The following is a 16326-nucleotide window of genomic DNA, read 5'->3' as shown; positions in this document are numbered from 1 at the left end:
ATTTTTGTAAAGATACACTTTTTCGTATTGAATCAGATTTAGATGGAAGAAACTATAGCTAGATAATTATTTTTTCACCAGTTGAATCTCAAATATTTTATTCCAGTTTTTACCTGTAACAAATAAGCGTTTACCAACTTTATCGTAAGCAATACCGTTCAATACATAACTTTTATTAGGGTCTGGTTTGTCAACTTTATTTCTTAAGCTATTTAGATTCACAACTCCTTCGATGGTACCATTGGTCGCGTTGATAATGATAATCGTGTTTTTTTGCCAGATGTTAGCGTATATTTTACCATCAATATATTCAATTTCATTCAGGCTTTCAGCTTTTCTCGTATTGGTATAGGCCTCAATATATCGCATTTCTTTTTGAGTTCCCGCATCAAGAAACCAAATTCTTTCTGTACCATCAGATTTAATTAACTGGTTGCCGTTATTTGTCAATCCCCATCCTTCTTTACTTTTGTTGTAATTGAAAGAACCGAGTTTTTCAAACGTTTCTAGATCATAGATAAATCCAATTTTAGATTGCCATGTCAGTTGAAAAATCTTTGAGTTCAGAATGGTAATCCCTTCACCGAAATATTTTTTATCAAGTTCTTGTATTTTTAAGATTTCTCCAGTTTTTAAATCCGTTTTTCTAATAGAAGATTCTCCACGTTGACCGGTTCCTTCATAAAGGAAACCGTTTTTGTACTCCAGTCCTTGTGTAAAGGCTTTAGGGTCATGCGGGTAAGTGTTGATTAGTTTGTAGGAATAAATAGATGGTTTTTTATCCGCAAGAAAATAAATTCTATTATTCAGCTTTTTGGTAATGTCATCATAGAAAATATGCGCAGTTAAAGTATGTATTCCTAAGACTTCCTCGGAAATAGAAATTGGAGTATTATTTTGAACGTTAATACGTTTTCCATCAATGAAAAAATGAACGGAATCCAATTCTTTCCCATTAGTTTCTTTAACCGATAATGTTAAATTTTCATTTATGTTAATTTTTTGTGGAGTATTGAATTTGAACTCAATATCTTCTCCACATCCTATGATTGCTAGGCTTAAAAGAAAAAAAATGACTGGATATTTAAGTGACATTTGTGAAAATTTAGGATTAGGAAGTTTTGATAACAAATAAAACAATTTATTTGTTTGAAATCTAAAAAATATCGTTAAATTTGCAGTCTCAAAAAAAGAATTAAAGATTAAAAATATATAAAGATGAAAAAAGGTATACATCCAGAAAACTACAGAATGGTTGCTTTTAAAGATATGTCAAACAATGATGTTTTCTTAACTCGTTCTACAGCTGCTACAAAAGAAACTTTAGATGTTGATGGTGTTGAGTATCCATTGATCAAATTAGAGATCTCTAGAACATCTCACCCTTTTTACACTGGTAAATCTAAATTGGTTGATACAGCAGGACGTATCGATAAATTTAAGACAAAATACGCAAAGTTCAAGAAGTAAGCTTCTTTTACTTTTTAGTTTATATAAAATCCTATCAGTTTTTGATAGGATTTTTTCTGTTTCTAATAGTTAGGTAGGTGTTAAACGCTAAGTAAACCGATCTTCTTCAGGTTTTCTATGGGTTTAGAATACCAGAATAACTCAAAATCTTCAAAGTTGTTTTCATAGTCTTTCTTCATGTCAGAAAACGTTGTTTTTTTCATGTCTGATGCTATTTTCAACGTAGGTAGTAATGCAACCAGCCATTTTCCTTTTGATTCTTCTAAAGAAAATTCTTTCGTTTCTGTAGTTGTATGAAAGAACAAACGCATCATAGGCCATGAATTATTTTTTTTAGTTTTCTTATAAAGTTCAAAAATTGGATCTGTTCCCAACCAAAGAATTTGAGCGTTAGGTTTTGTGTTGAATCTATTTTTGTTTAGGATACAATTTTCTATATAATTCGGTGTAATAGTTGTTTTTGGAGTTTTAAATTCAAACCAATCTCGTGGAGATAATTCAAAACCAATTCCATGCATGTAATTAAAAATGGAAGCTTTCAATCCTTTGCTAAACTTATCATGGTTGATTCCCGTTTTATCGGTAAAATCAACATCATTGTTTGCAAATTGAATATCTTGATACAAAGGAGTGATTCCGTATTCTTGTGGTACTTTTCCTATTGGACTATGTGTGGTAAGTGAGAATTGGTGCCAAAATCCCGATTGTATGGTTCCTATTTCAAAGAGCTGACGGACCATTTCTAAACTATCAATAGTTTCTTGGACAGTTTGACTTGGGTAGCCATACATTAAATAGGAATGAACCATAATACCGGCTTGAGTAAGGTGATTGGTAACCTGCGCTACTTGTTCTACTGTTACTCCTTTTTCAATTAATTGTAATAAGCGATCTGAAGCTACTTCTAGACCTCCTGAGACAGCGATACAGCCTGATGCTTTTAGTAAATAACATAGATCTTGTGTGAAACTTTTTTCAAATCGAATATTCGTCCACCAAGTAAGTGTTAATTTCCTTTTTAAAATTTCTATCGCAACAGCTTTCATCAAAGCGGGTGGTGCAGCCTCATCCACAAAATGAAATCCATTTTCTCCTGTTTGTTCTATTAGTTCTTCAATTCGATCAACTAGGATTTTAGCCGCTACGGGTTCATATATTTTTATATAATCTAAGGAAACGTCACAAAAAGAACATTTACCCCAGTAACAACCATGTGCCATGGTTAGTTTATTCCATCTACCATCGCTCCACAAACTGTGCATTGGATTCGCTACTTCAATCACAGAAATGTAGGAATCTAGTAAAAGATCAGAATAATCAGGTGTACCAACCGTATTTTGTTTGTAATCACTTTTTAAAGAACTGTTGTTGTAGCATACTTTGTTATCCTTTAATAACAAAGTTCTTTTAAATTTATTAAAATCCTCATTTTTCTCTGTAGGATCATTTAAATTGGAAAGAAGTAATTCAATGGGAAGTTCACCATCATCAAGTGTTATGAAATCTAAAAATTCAAATACCCTTGGGTCTTTTAGATCTCGTAACTCTGTGTTTGGGAAGCCACCACCCATTGCAATTTTTGTTGTAGGGTAGTTGCTTTTAATATATTGTGCACAACGGAAAGCACTAAATAAATTTCCTGGGAAAGGAACTGATAGGCACACTAATTTGGGTTTCGACTGTTTTAATTTTCCATCTAAAAGGTCTAAAGTGATGCTATCTATATAGCTTAGATCTAAAGATAATTCATGGTAAAGTTCATCAAAACTATTGGCACTTTTTCCAATACTTTCAGCATAGCGACTAAACCCAAAATTAGAATCAATACATTCAATAATAAAATCAGAGATGTCTTCTAGGTAAAGTGTTGCAAGGTGTTTGGCTTTGTCTTGCATTCCCATTGCTCCGAAAGCGTATTCTAAATCATCCAACTGATCAAACCTGCTGGCCCTTGGCAAAAAGTTGTCACTACAAATAATGCGCGCGAGCGTTTGGTTTTTACCTTGTAAAAATGAGATAATGGTGTTTATGGTGTTAAAGTAATTTTCCCTTAAAGAGTAGATTCTTTTTGAATTATCAGATTGTATGGTTTGAGACTCATATGCGATACCAAAAAATTCTTCTAATCGTTGTTTGGTGAACAATTCTAAGATTACTTCAATACCTAAATCTGACTGATAACAAGTGATATTTTTGGTGTTTAAAAAACCTTTTAAATATGCAGTTGCTGGGTAAGGAGTGTTTAATTGAGTAAAAGGAGGTGTTATTAATAATGCTTCTGTCAAACCTATAATTTTAACAAAGATACATAAACAATCTAGGGTAATAGGAGAATTAGCAAGCTTTGGATATTATAGAAATAAAAAAGATTCCTTTTATCAGAAAGGAATCTTTTATAAATTCAAGGTTGGTGGAATTAGATAAAAGTTACTTTACCTGTAGAGACATCATAAGAGGCACCTACAATATTTATTTCACCGTTTTTCTCCATTTCTGCTAAAATTGGGCTTTCAGCTTTTATTTGTTCAATTGATAATTCAACGTTAGTAATCGCTGTTTCTTCTATAGACTCTTCAGTAACTTCAGGTTTATTTACTTTAGAAACAGCAGGTTGAATTTTATTCAAAAGAGCAGTTATATTTCCAAGTTCTACATGTTTACATGCAGCTGTAACAGCTCCACATTTTGTGTGACCTAGGACAACAACAGATTTTGATCCTGCTACCTTACATCCATATTCTATCGAACCTAATACATCTTCATTGACTACATTTCCTGCAACGCGTACACTGAAAATGTCTCCAATCCCTTGGTCAAAAATAATTTCAGCAGGTACTCGTGAATCAATACAACTTAAAACTACAGCAAAAGGAAATTGTCCTGCACTAGTTTCGTTTACTTGACTATTTAAGTCTCTTTCTACCTTTTTGTTTTCAACAAACCTCTTGTTTCCTGATTTTAATGTTTCAATGACAGATTCAGGAGTGAATGTTTGTTGCGTTTCTTTAGTTTGTGCTTTCATTATGTATGTATTTATAATATTGTTAGTTGATAGATAGTTTACTTTTTGGCCTATTATTAAAAAACGCAACAAAACTTTCTGGGTTTTCTACGACGCCGCGTTTCGAATTTAATTTAATTTTTATGTTCCTGTTTTTTGCTTTTAACAAAAAGTCTTCTAATATTTCTATAATGTCATTGTCCAAAAATCTTGTTTTTAGTAAATTAATTTCTAAATATGTGTCTTTGGGGATATTCTCTAATTCTCTCATAATAGCACCTTTGTTAAAAAAAGTTACTTCTTCTGCTAGCTCCATGCTTAAATAGTGTTGGTCTGTTTCAGAGTCTTTGATGTGTAGAAAGTGAGAGTTTAAATAACTTTTATATAGTACCACCAAAATTCCTAAAACCAATCCAACACCAATACCAACCAATAAATTGTATTGAACTAATAACACAGTAACTATAAAAGGCACGAATTGCTGCCAACCTAATTTATATACTTTTTTAAAAGTGGCTGGATTTGCAAGTTTATAGCCAACTACTAACAGTATTGAAGCCAAAACTGCTAACGGAATCATGTTTAAAATTGTTGGAATTGCGATTACCGATATTAAAAGAAAAAAACCATGGATGATTGTAGAAAGCTTTGTTTGACCACCAGATTGTATATTGGCGGAACTTCTAACAATCACCTGAGTGATAGGTAAACCACCAATCATTCCTGATAAAATATTACCTGTTCCTTGTGCAAATAATTCTCTGTTGGTTGGTGTAATTCGCTTTCTAGGATCAATCTTGTCAGTTGCCTCTACACATAATAATGTTTCTAAACTTGCTACTAAAGCAATGGTAAAACCGGTAATCCAGACATTTTTATTAGATAAGGCGGTAAAGTCAGGTAATGAAAACTGTGCAAAAAAAGAATCAATATTTTCTGGGATTGGAACTTTGACTAAGTGCTCAGGTAGCATTTCCATGGAATCACTAGATTTAGTTATAATATAATAAATCACCCCAATAATTACCGCTGCAAAAGGCCCTTGAATTAAGGTAAAGAATTTTCCTTTTTTAGAAAGAACATTACTCCAATAAATAATCAATATAAGTGCAATGGTACCAATTAAAGTAGCGCTTATATTTACAGAGTTGATGGCATTTAAAATATCCGAGAAAGTATTATTACCATTAACCTGGAAAAAATCAAAATCGCCTTCAGGGTTTGTGTCGTATCCGAAGAAGTGTGGAATTTGTTTTAGAATAATTATTATTCCAATTCCAACTAGCATTCCTTTGATTACAGAAGACGGGAAATAATAGCCAATTACTCCAGCTCTAATGACACCAAACAAAATTTGAATAACACCACCTATAACAACAGCGACTAAAAAGTTTTCATATCCTCCAAGATCTGTTATCGCAGTCATAACAATAGCGGCTAGACCTGCTGCAGGACCACTTACTCCGATCTGTGATCCACTAATGGAACCAACAACAATTCCTCCGATGATACCGGCAATCATTCCGGCGAATGGTGGTGCTCCACTGGCTAATGCTATTCCTAAACATAAAGGTAGAGCAACAAAAAATACAACAATACTTGCAGGTAGGTCTGACTTGAGATGTTTGAAAATTGACGAATTCATGGCGATTATTTTTAGGTTGAAAGGAAATTAAATACTAACTCTTTATAAAAAACGGTGATTGCTTCTTTATCGTCAGATAAGTCTGTGAGAGAAGGTAAGTGTTCAGAAAAATATTTTTGATGGTGTGCTCCTTCAACTACAGTTGAAACAAGCATATGAGGGTATTTAAAATCTGGTTTTATTTCTAAAATAATCTCAGCAACTTTGTTTACTACGGATTTGAATGCGGTGTAAGAACCTTTGCTGTTGGCTTCATCTACATTTTTAGTATGATAGGCTTTCGTTGATTCTGAAAAAATAATGGCACTTAGTAATACTTCGTTAACATAAGAGAAATCATTATCAATTAATACAGGTTTGGTAAGAAGATCTAGGGATTTGGATAATCGTTCTTTTGGGGAGTCTATGTTTGTAGTGGCAAACAATAATTTATATTCCATCCAAGTCCAATACCAACTTGTCAAATAGATTAATAAGCGATGTTTATTATCAAAATATCTGTAAATAGAGCTTTCAGGGGAACTAATTTTTGAGCCCAATTTTTTAAAAGTGAATTGTTCAAAACCTATCTCATAAATAAGTTCTATACTATTAGAAATGATCTTTTTTCCTAAGGCTGAAGAGTCTGGGTTTTTTGTATATAACTCAGAATCTATTTCAATATGTATGTGTAGTTCTTCCATAAAATTGTTTCTAGCCTATTGTAAATATAATAGTATTACTATTGATTATGCAAATAAAACGACTATTTTCTATGTATTATGGATATGATCAGTAATTCTAAAACATAAAAAAACCTTTACTAATAGTAAAGGTTTTTAATATGTTTTGTACTTGAAAATTATTGTACTCCAACTAAATCTCCAGTAGCGTTTTTAGTAGGTAAATCTGATTTACCCATTAAATAAATGTCAACTTGTCTAGCAGCTTCTCTACCTTCAGAAATAGCCCAAACGATTAATGATTGTCCTCTTCTCATATCACCTGCAGTAAATATGTTCGGTACATTTGTTTGGTATGATCCGTATTCAGCTTTGTAATTAGAACGAACATCTCTATCAAGTCCTAATTTGTCAGCTAAAGTACTTTCTGGACCTGTAAAACCTAATGCCAATAATGCTAAATCACAAGGCCATGTTTTTTCGGTACCTTCAATTTCAATTAACTGAGGTCTTTGACCAGGAACCATTTTCCATTCAACATTTACTGTTTTTAAAGCAGTAAGTTTCCCATTTTTATCTTTGATGAATTCTTTAGTATTGATCAACCAGTTTCTATCACATCCTTCTTTGTGAGAAGAAGATGTTTTCAACTGTAAAGGCCAATAAGGCCATGGAGTTGAAGCTGCTCTGTGTCCAGGAGGTTTCGGCATGATCTCAAAGTTAGTTACAGATTTAGCACCGTGTCTGTTTGAAGTACCAACACAGTCAGAACCTGTATCTCCACCTCCAATAACAATAACGTCCTTATCAGTCGCTAAAACTTGGTCTTTGATCTCTTGTCCGAATACAACTTTGGTTTGTTGTGTTAAGAAGTCCATTGCTTGAACAACACCATCAGCGTCAATTCCAGGAGTTGGCAAACTTCTTCTTTCAGTTGCTCCACCACATAATACGATAGAATCAAATGCTTTTAAATCTTCGACGTCATAGTTTACACCAACGTTTACATTTACTTTAAAAGTGATTCCCTCAGCTTCTAAAATAGCCACACGTCTGTCAATAATTCCTTTCTCCATTTTGAAGTTTGGAATTCCGTAACGCAACAATCCTCCGATTGCATCGTCTCTTTCAAAAACAGTGACTGTATGACCAGCTCTGTTCAATTGCTGTGCAGTAGCCAAACCAGCAGGTCCAGAACCAACAACAGCAACAGTTTTACCTGTTCTAGTTTTTGGCGGCTGAGGTTTGATCCAACCTTCTTTAAAAGCACGTTCAACTATATTCTTCTCAATATTTTCAATTGAAATAGGATCTTCAATAATTCCCAATACACATGCTTGCTCACATGGTGCAGGACACAAACGACCTGTGAATTCAGGGAAGTTGTTTGTTGAGTGTAGTATCCAAGAAGCTTTTTTCCATTCTCCTTGGTGTACCATGTGGTTGAAATCCGGAATTAAGTTACCAAGTGGACATCCACTATGACAAAATGGAATTCCACAATCCATACAACGAGATCCTTGTTCTGTAATTTCAGTTTCACTTAATGGAACTGTAAACTCACTATAATTCTCTACACGGTCTTTTACAGGCGTGTATGTTTCATCTTTTCTTTCGAATTCTTTAAAACCTGTTACTTTTCCCATTGTTATACTGTTTCTAATTCTTCAACCATTACTTCACCTTTCGCTAAACGAGCTAGGGCTTTTTTATACTCTGTTGGCATAACTCTAACAAAATTACTTAAACTAGTGTCCCAGTCAGCCAACAATTCTTTACCTCTATTACTGTCAGTATATAAAACATGCTTTTCAATCAATCCTTTCAAGTCTGCTGCATCTTCTTCTAAGATATCTTCAAACTCAATAGTTTCAGTGTTGCATAATCCATTAACAAATTTGTTTTCTGGATCGTATATATAAGCGATACCACCACTCATACCAGCAGCAAAGTTTCTACCTGTATTACCAAGAACTACAACTTTACCTCCTGTCATGTATTCACAACCGTGATCTCCAACTCCTTCAACAACAGTTGTTGCTCCAGAATTTCTAACTGCAAAACGCTCTCCGGCAATACCATTGATATAAGCTTCTCCTTCAACGGCTCCGAATAAACAAACGTTTCCAACAATAATATTGTCTTCTGCTACGAAATCAGCTTCAGCTGGTTTCTTAACAATTAATTTAGCTCCAGATAAACCTTTTCCTAAATAGTCATTTGTATTTCCTTCTACAGTAAAAGTCAATCCATGCGCACTAAATGCTCCTAAACTTTGACCAGCAGATCCTGTGAATTTAAGATTTAAAGTGTCTTCAGGTAATCCTAAATGTCCGTAAATCTTAGAGATTTCGTTACTTACGATAGCACCCACAGAACGATCTGTATTGATGATAGGGTACTCAAGAGTCATTTGCTCTTTTCTGTACAATGCGCGGTGAGAATCTTTTAAGATTTGGAAGTCTAGAACGTTGTCTAATCCGTGGTCTTGTTTTTCAGTATTCTTAACAGGCATTTCGCTGTATGCTGCAGGTCTGTGTAAGATAGCAGATAAGTCTAATCCTTTTGCTTTGTAATGTGTAATTGCTTTGTTCGCATTGATCTTATGTGTTTGACCAACCATTTCTTCCAAAGTTCTGAATCCTAATTCAGCCATGATTGCTCTTAATTCTTCCGCTACATAGTAAAAGAAGTTAATCACGTGTTCTGGTGTTCCTTTGAAGTTTTTACGCAAGTCTTTATCTTGAGTGGCAATACCAACTGGACAAGTATTTAAATGACACTTACGCATCATAATACATCCAGAGGCAACTAATGGTGCGGTAGCAAAACCAAACTCTTCAGCTCCTAATAAGGCAGCAATTGCAACATCACGACCAGTTTTCAACTGACCATCACATTCTACAACAATTCTACTTCTTAAGTTATTTAATACTAATGTTTGTTGTGCTTCAGCTAAACCAAGCTCCCATGGTAATCCTGCGTGCTTCAATGATGTTAAAGGAGAGGCTCCTGTTCCACCATCGTAACCTGATATTAATACAACATCAGCTTTGGCTTTAGAAACTCCAGCAGCAATTGTACCTACACCTACTTCAGAAACCAATTTAACATTAATACGAGCAGCTCTATTTGCATTTTTAAGATCGTAAATCAACTGTGCTAAATCCTCAATAGAGTAAATATCATGGTGAGGAGGTGGCGAGATCAATCCTACGAAAGGAGTAGAGTTACGTGCAGACGCAATCCAAGGCAATACCTTTTCTCCTGGTAACTGTCCACCTTCTCCAGGTTTAGCACCTTGAGCCATTTTTATTTGAATTTCTTTTGCACTAGATAAGTAGTGAGAAGTAACTCCAAAACGTCCAGAGGCAACTTGCTTAATTGCAGAGTTACGGCTATCTCCATTAATGTTTGGTTGGAATCTTCTTCTATCTTCTCCACCTTCACCAGAATTAGATTTACCTCCAATTCTGTTCATAGCAATCGCTAAGTTTTCATGTGCCTCTCTTGAAATCGATCCATAAGACATCGCTCCCGTTTTAAAACGTTTTACGATATCAGTCCATGGTTCAACTTCATCCAATGGAATTGGATCTAAGTTGTCAAATTCAAATAATCCACGGATAGTCATTAAGTTTTCAGCTTGCTCATTTACGTTTTTAGCATAAACATCATAACTAGCCTGATCGCTTAATCTTACAGCTTGTTGTAATTTTGCAACAGTTGTAGGGTTAAACATATGTCTTTCTCCGTTACGTCTCCATCTGTAATCTCCACCAATGTTTAATCCTAAACGGTTTTTGATTTGTGTATCTGGATAAGCATATTTATATCTTTCATTGATTTCTTTTTCAATTTCATACAAACCGATTCCTTCAATTCTAGAAGCAGTATATGGGAAGTATTTCTCAACGAATTGAGAATTGAAACCAACTATTTCAAATATTTGAGAACCTCTATAAGAATGTAAAGTAGAGATTCCAATTTTGTTCATTACTTTAAGAATACCTTTTCCAATAGCTTTGTTGAAGTTGTCAACTGCTTTTTGTTCATCCATTCCTGTGATGAAGCCTTGTTGTACTTGTATTCTGATAATTTCGTTAACCATGTATGGGTTAATCGCACTTGCTCCATATCCAAATAAAGTAGCAAAGTGATGTGGTTCACGTGGTTCTGCAGATTCGATGATAATATCGAAGTAAGAACGCTTACGTAAACGGTTCATTTGGTGATGTACAAAAGAACAGGCTAACAGCGATGGAATAGGAGCGAACTCTTTATTAACACCTCTATCAGAAAGTACAATGATATTTGTCCCTCTTTCTAGTGCTTTTGTAATCTGAACGATTATATTATCTAAAGCATCTTCTAATCCATTTAGACCTTTGTCTTTTGGATATAACATTTCAATAGTTTCAGCTTGGAAACCATCAACGTCAATACTTCTGATTTTTTCTAAATCTGAGTTAGAAATAACAGGGTTTTGAATTCTTAATTTTCTACACTGTCTTTCAGTAATACTAAAGATATTTCTGTCTTTACCAAGTGCTAAACTAATATCTGTTACAATTTCTTCACGGATTCCATCTAAAGGTGGATTTGTTACCTGTGCAAATAATTGTTTAAAGTAATTAGAAATTAATTGAGGTCTGTCAGATAATACAGCCAAAGGAGTGTCAATACCCATTGAACCTAATGCTTCTTTTCCAGCAATGGCCATTGGTGTAATTACTTCTTGAATATCTTCTATTGTATAGTTGAACAAACGAGATCTTGTTGCGATGTCTAATGTTTCAACTGGGCATTCCGTGTTAGTTACAGGAATATCTTTAAGGTGTAATCTTGTTTTGTCTAACCATTCTTTGTAAGGTCTTTCAGAAACAATTTTACTTTTGATTTCTTCATCTTTGATGATACGTCCTTCGTTCATATCAACCAAGAACATTTTTCCTGGCTCTAATCTACCATGACTATCAACATCTTCTGGAGCAACTTCAACAACACCAATTTCTGATGCCATAATTAATTTTCCGCTTTTAGTTACCGTATAACGAGATGGTCTTAAACCGTTACGATCTAATAAAGCACCAACGTAATCTCCATCTGTAAAAGGTACAGAGGCAGGTCCATCCCATGGCTCCATCAAGCACGCATTGTATTCATAGAAGGCTTTTCTTTCTTCAGACATGGTTGCGTCTTTTTCCCAAGCTTCAGGAATCATCATCATCATTACTTCCGGTAAAGAACGACCTGTATGCGTTAATAATTCTACCACCATATCCATAGAGGCAGAATCAGATTTACCTGGCAAGATAATAGGGAATAACTTATCGATCTGCGGTCCAAACACCTCACTTTTCATGATTTCTTCACGAACACGCATTCTACTTACGTTACCTCTTAAAGTATTGATTTCTCCATTTTGACACATGTATCTAAATGGTTGTGCCAATTCCCATGCAGGCATTGTATTTGTAGAGAATCTTTGGTGTACAAGTGCTAATCTTGTAACCAAATCAGATTGCTGTAAATCTGTATAGTATGGTCCAATATCTTCAGGCATAATAATACCCTTGTAGATCAAAGTCGTATTTGATAAACTAGGTAAGTAGAAGTATGAACTTTCAGACATTTTTGAAGAGCTAATAGCATGCTCTGTTATTTTACGAGCAGCATATAATTTAGCTTTGAAGATGTTTTCTTCAATATCTTCCGTTTTTCCAATAAAGATTTGCTCTATATTAGGCTCAGACGCTAAGGCAATCTCTCCTAATTGACTTGAGTCAACAGGCACAGTTCTCCATCCTAAGATAGATAATCCTTGCGCTTTAATTTCTTTTTCGAAAGTATCTTTACAATATTTATATTGGTTCTCGTTTTTTGGTAAAAACACCATTCCAACGGCATATTCTCTTTGTGCTGGGATTTCAAAATCACAAACGCGTGAGAAATAATCATGAGGGATATCAATTAATAATCCTGCACCATCTCCTGTTTTTCCATCAGAACTCACACCTCCACGGTGTTCAAGTTTTACTAAAATTTCCAATGCATCATGGATGATTTGGTTTGTTTTTTCACCTTTTAGGTTACAAATAAAACCTGCTCCACAGTTTTCGTGTTCAAATTCTGGTAAATATAGACCTTGTTTTTCTATCATAATCTTGAAAATAAGAACGCAAAATTACGTAATTTCAATATTAAAAACCAATAGAATGGGAATAGAAAAAGTAAAAATGTATTTATTATAATATTGTTGCAGCAATATTGTTAAATGTGAAAATTATCAACATAAAATAACTGATAATGTTATATTGATGGAATTAGTGCTAGAAAGTTTGCGAATAATGAAATTTCACTAAATCGTTGTAGAAAATCCACACAGGTTTGAAGTTTTAAAATATAGCCATGAAAAAAGCGACTTTGAGTTTTCAAAGTCGCTTTTAAAATATTGAATATGATTGCTCTAGTGAGCTAAAATATGTTAATGATCGTTCATTCTGTAGTCAGGATAAGCACTCATTCCATGTTCAGCAGAATCTAATCCTTCGATTTCTTCTTTTTCTGAAACTCTTAATCCCATTGTTTTCTTTAAAGTGTAAAGAATTATGAAAGACGTTGTTAAACAGAATGCACCAACAATAGCAACACCTGTTAATTGAGTAAAGAATTGTTCAACACTTGCCATAGCCCCGAAGATACCAACAGCTAAGGTTCCCCAAATACCACAAATAAGGTGAACTGCAACAGCTCCAACTGGGTCGTCCAATCTTAATTTGTCAACCAAAGCAACAGCCAATACAATGATGATACCAGCGATAATTCCTATTAAAATTGCATCAGTAGGGCTCATTTGATCAGCTCCAGCTGTAATTCCTACTAAACCACCTAAGATTCCGTTTAAGAACATTGTTAAATCGAAATTCTTATAAAGAATTTGAGAGAATGCAAATGCACCAACTCCACCTGCAGCAGCAGCCAAACAAGTTGTTACTAACGTTAATGAAGTTAATTCTGGATCTGCAGATAAAACAGAACCACCGTTAAATCCGAACCATCCTAACCAAAGAATTAAAACACCTGCTGTAGCTAAAGGAATATTGTGTCCTTGAATAACTTTTGGGTTTCCTTCTTCATCAAATTTTCCGATACGAGCTCCTAATAACCAGATAGCAACTAAAGCTGCCCATCCACCAACACCGTGTACCAATGTAGAACCTGCGAAATCATAGAATCCCATAGCGTCTAAGAATCCACCACCCCATTTCCATGCTCCTACGATAGGGTAGATTAGCCCAACGTAAACAACAGTAAATACCATAAAGGTTGTAAGTTTTACTCTTTCAGCTACCGCACCAGAAACAATTGTTGCAGCAGTTGCAGCAAACATTCCTTGGAATAAGAAATCTGTCCACCAAGTGTATCCACCAGATGCGTATTCGGCTGTCATTCCTCCTTCTGGAGCATAGATACCAAAACCTGCAAATCCAAGGATCCCGTCACCGATAAGGTTAAAGTCTCCAGGGTACATCATGTTAAATCCTGCTAAGCAGTATAATAATAGTCCTGTACAAACAATAAATACATTTTTAAATAAAATATTGATTGTGTTTTTTTGTCTTGTTAATCCGATTTCCAATAAAGAGAAACCTAAGTGCATGAAAAATACCAATGCCGTACATAGCATCATCCATACATTGTTCGCTGTAAATAAACCTGCGTCCATATTATTTTAATTTTTGTTTTTTATTTTAAAGTGTCTTCTCCTTGTTCTCCGGTACGAATTCTGTATGCAGTTGAAACATCTGATACAAATATTTTTCCATCTCCTATTTCTCCAGTTGCTGCAGATGAAAGAATAGCATCGATTGTTGCTTGTTCAAAATCATCATTAACAATAATAGAAATGTGACGTCTTTGTATGTCACTAGTGCTATAAGCAACACCTCTATATACGTGACCTATTTTTTCGTTTCCTTGTCCAGTTACGTCCCAGTATGTGAAGAAATTTACATTTACAGCATGTAAGGCTTTTTTTACAGCAGAATATTTTGATTTTCTGATGATTGCTTCAATTTTTTTCATAATAGTTTATGTTTTGTCGTTAAAATTTCTGTAAAGAAATAATAAATCATGAAAAAAATCACACAAAGACCTAAAATCTTTGTGTGATTTCATTATTTAGACATATGTCTTTTTATTTGTCTTCCATTTCTCTTACACGTTCACCAGGGTAAGCTAGTGCTCCGTGTTCAGAAAGATCTAATCCTTCAATTTCTTCTTTTTCAGTAACTCTTAATCCAATAGTTTTCTTTAAGATAGTCAAGAAAATTAAAGAAGTAACAACTGCCCATGCAGCATAAGCTAAAGTTCCAACTAATTGAGTCATGAATTGAGAAGCTCCACCTCCGTTTAATAAACCGATAGCAGTATCTCCGTCAACACCCCATAATCCGATAACTAAAGTACCCCATGCACCACCGATAGCGTGTACAGAGAATGCACCTACAGCATCGTCAATTTTAAGTTTTTGCTCTACAAATTCCATAGAAAGAACTACGATGATACCTCCAATAAAACCAGCAATGATTGCACCACCTTCAGTCATGTTACCACAACCAGCAGTTATACTTACCAAACCAGCCAATGCTCCATTCAAAGTCATGTCTAAGTTAGGTTTTCCGTATTTGATCCATGTCAATGCTAATGCAGCAACAGCTCCAGCAGCCGCAGCTAAGTTTGTAACTAGTACTACCATAGAAGCACCTACAGCATCATCACCACCCCAAGCTAATTGAGATCCACCGTTGAATCCGAACCATCCGAACCATAAGATAAATACACCAATTGCAGCGTACATTTTATTGTGTCCTGGAATATTAACAGCTTTACCGTCAATGTATTTCCCGATTCTAGGTCCAACTAAGATTGCAGCAACTAAAGCAGCCCATCCACCTACAGCGTGTACAATTGAAGATCCAGCAAAATCGATAAACCCTTTTTGAGCTAACCAACCGTCACCGTTCCATTGCCATCCACCTGCGATTGGGTAAATAATAGCTGTTAAAACTACTGAAAAGATAATATAAGTTGTGTATTTTGTTCTACCTGCAATAGCTCCAGAAACAATTGTAGCAGCAGTTGCACAGAAAACAGTTTGGAAAAATAAATCAGCTGGTCCTTGGTTGTACATTAAACCACCCCAAGCGATGTAACCATTAGTTTCTCCATACATTAAAGAGTATCCGATAAACCAGAATACTAAAGATCCTACAGCGATATCTAATACGTTTTTCATTGCAATGTTAACAACATTCTTAGAACGTGTCATTCCAGATTCAACTAATGTAAATCCTGCTTGCATTAAGAATACTAAGATACCCGATATAAGCATCCATAACATTCCCATGTCTCCATTTATTTGCTCCACTGCTGCAGCTAAGTCAGCTGTAGAAGTTTCTTGTGCTATTGTAAGTGCTAAACTCATATTGTAAATTTTGAATTAAATCTTTTTTGAATTGCGGACTGGCCTAGACCAGTCCGTA

Annotated in this window: 11 protein-coding genes; 1 reads left to right on the top strand and 10 read right to left on the bottom strand. The window is 34.7% G+C overall.

The window, feature by feature from the left end:
* Window positions 1-66: 66 nt before the first annotated feature.
* The gene (locus AC2DGP_RS07930; RefSeq protein ID WP_484492458.1) at window positions 67-1095 is read right to left on the bottom strand and encodes a glutaminyl-peptide cyclotransferase; all 1029 of its coding nucleotides are present in this window, start codon (window positions 1093-1095) and stop codon (window positions 67-69) included.
* A 123-nt stretch (window positions 1096-1218) separates the two neighbouring features.
* Here AC2DGP_RS07930 and AC2DGP_RS07925 point away from each other — a divergent pair, with 123 nt between their 5' ends.
* The gene (locus tag AC2DGP_RS07925; protein WP_300322746.1) at window positions 1219-1470 is read left to right on the top strand and encodes a type B 50S ribosomal protein L31; all 252 of its coding nucleotides are present in this window, start codon (window positions 1219-1221) and stop codon (window positions 1468-1470) included.
* Between the two features lie 80 nt (window positions 1471-1550).
* On the opposite strand, the gene AC2DGP_RS07920 is transcribed toward AC2DGP_RS07925, so the two are convergent.
* The 9 genes from AC2DGP_RS07920 to AC2DGP_RS07880 all read right to left on the bottom strand — a co-directional run bounded on the left by AC2DGP_RS07920 (window position 1551) and on the right by AC2DGP_RS07880 (window position 16268).
* The gene (locus AC2DGP_RS07920; RefSeq protein ID WP_484492457.1) at window positions 1551-3755 is read right to left on the bottom strand and encodes a B12-binding domain-containing radical SAM protein; all 2205 of its coding nucleotides are present in this window, start codon (window positions 3753-3755) and stop codon (window positions 1551-1553) included.
* A 131-nt stretch (window positions 3756-3886) separates the two neighbouring features.
* Entirely contained in the window at window positions 3887-4492 is a 606-nt protein-coding gene (locus AC2DGP_RS07915; protein WP_484492456.1) for a carbonic anhydrase family protein, read from the bottom strand.
* A 22-nt stretch (window positions 4493-4514) separates the two neighbouring features.
* The gene (locus AC2DGP_RS07910) at window positions 4515-6104 is read right to left on the bottom strand and encodes a SulP family inorganic anion transporter (protein ID WP_484492490.1); all 1590 of its coding nucleotides are present in this window, start codon (window positions 6102-6104) and stop codon (window positions 4515-4517) included.
* A 23-nt stretch (window positions 6105-6127) separates the two neighbouring features.
* A complete protein-coding gene (locus AC2DGP_RS07905; protein ID WP_484492455.1) occupies window positions 6128-6799 on the bottom strand; it encodes a TetR/AcrR family transcriptional regulator in 672 nt (223 codons plus the stop codon).
* A 158-nt stretch (window positions 6800-6957) separates the two neighbouring features.
* Window positions 6958-8424 carry a glutamate synthase subunit beta gene (locus AC2DGP_RS07900; protein ID WP_484492454.1) on the bottom strand — a complete coding sequence of 489 codons (1467 nt, stop codon included), beginning with the start codon at window positions 8422-8424 and terminating at the stop codon, window positions 6958-6960.
* Between the two features lie 2 nt (window positions 8425-8426).
* Complete coding sequence (gltB, locus tag AC2DGP_RS07895) at window positions 8427-12941, bottom strand: glutamate synthase large subunit (protein WP_484492453.1); 4515 nt, start codon at window positions 12939-12941, stop codon at window positions 8427-8429.
* A gap of 324 nt (window positions 12942-13265) precedes the next feature.
* Window positions 13266-14507, bottom strand: a complete 1242-nt coding sequence (locus AC2DGP_RS07890; RefSeq protein WP_484492452.1) for an ammonium transporter — start codon at window positions 14505-14507, stop codon at window positions 13266-13268.
* A gap of 20 nt (window positions 14508-14527) precedes the next feature.
* Window positions 14528-14866 carry a P-II family nitrogen regulator gene (locus AC2DGP_RS07885; protein ID WP_484492451.1) on the bottom strand — a complete coding sequence of 113 codons (339 nt, stop codon included), beginning with the start codon at window positions 14864-14866 and terminating at the stop codon, window positions 14528-14530.
* A 112-nt stretch (window positions 14867-14978) separates the two neighbouring features.
* A complete protein-coding gene (locus AC2DGP_RS07880; protein WP_484492450.1) occupies window positions 14979-16268 on the bottom strand; it encodes an ammonium transporter in 1290 nt (429 codons plus the stop codon).
* Window positions 16269-16326: the final 58 nt, after the last annotated feature.

Source organism: Flavicella sp. IMCC45537 (genome assembly GCF_057197705.1).
Note: the sequence above shows the minus strand (reverse complement) of the source record. Positions and strands in the feature narration are given on the sequence as shown.

Excerpts from the sequence above, each read along its gene's own strand:
- AC2DGP_RS07930 (WP_484492458.1), bottom strand. The coding sequence starts at position 1,095 with ATGTCACTTAAATATCCAGTCATTTTTTTTCTTTTAAGCCTAGCAATC.
- AC2DGP_RS07925 (WP_300322746.1), top strand. The coding sequence starts at position 1,219 with ATGAAAAAAGGTATACATCCAGAAAACTACAGAATGGTTGCTTTTAAA.
- AC2DGP_RS07915 (WP_484492456.1), bottom strand. The coding sequence starts at position 4,492 with ATGAAAGCACAAACTAAAGAAACGCAACAAACATTCACTCCTGAATCT.
- AC2DGP_RS07905 (WP_484492455.1), bottom strand. The coding sequence starts at position 6,799 with ATGGAAGAACTACACATACATATTGAAATAGATTCTGAGTTATATACA.
- AC2DGP_RS07900 (WP_484492454.1), bottom strand. The coding sequence starts at position 8,424 with ATGGGAAAAGTAACAGGTTTTAAAGAATTCGAAAGAAAAGATGAAACA.
- gltB (WP_484492453.1), bottom strand. The coding sequence starts at position 12,941 with ATGATAGAAAAACAAGGTCTATATTTACCAGAATTTGAACACGAAAAC.
- AC2DGP_RS07890 (WP_484492452.1), bottom strand. The coding sequence starts at position 14,507 with ATGGACGCAGGTTTATTTACAGCGAACAATGTATGGATGATGCTATGT.
- AC2DGP_RS07885 (WP_484492451.1), bottom strand. The coding sequence starts at position 14,866 with ATGAAAAAAATTGAAGCAATCATCAGAAAATCAAAATATTCTGCTGTA.
- AC2DGP_RS07880 (WP_484492450.1), bottom strand. The coding sequence starts at position 16,268 with ATGAGTTTAGCACTTACAATAGCACAAGAAACTTCTACAGCTGACTTA.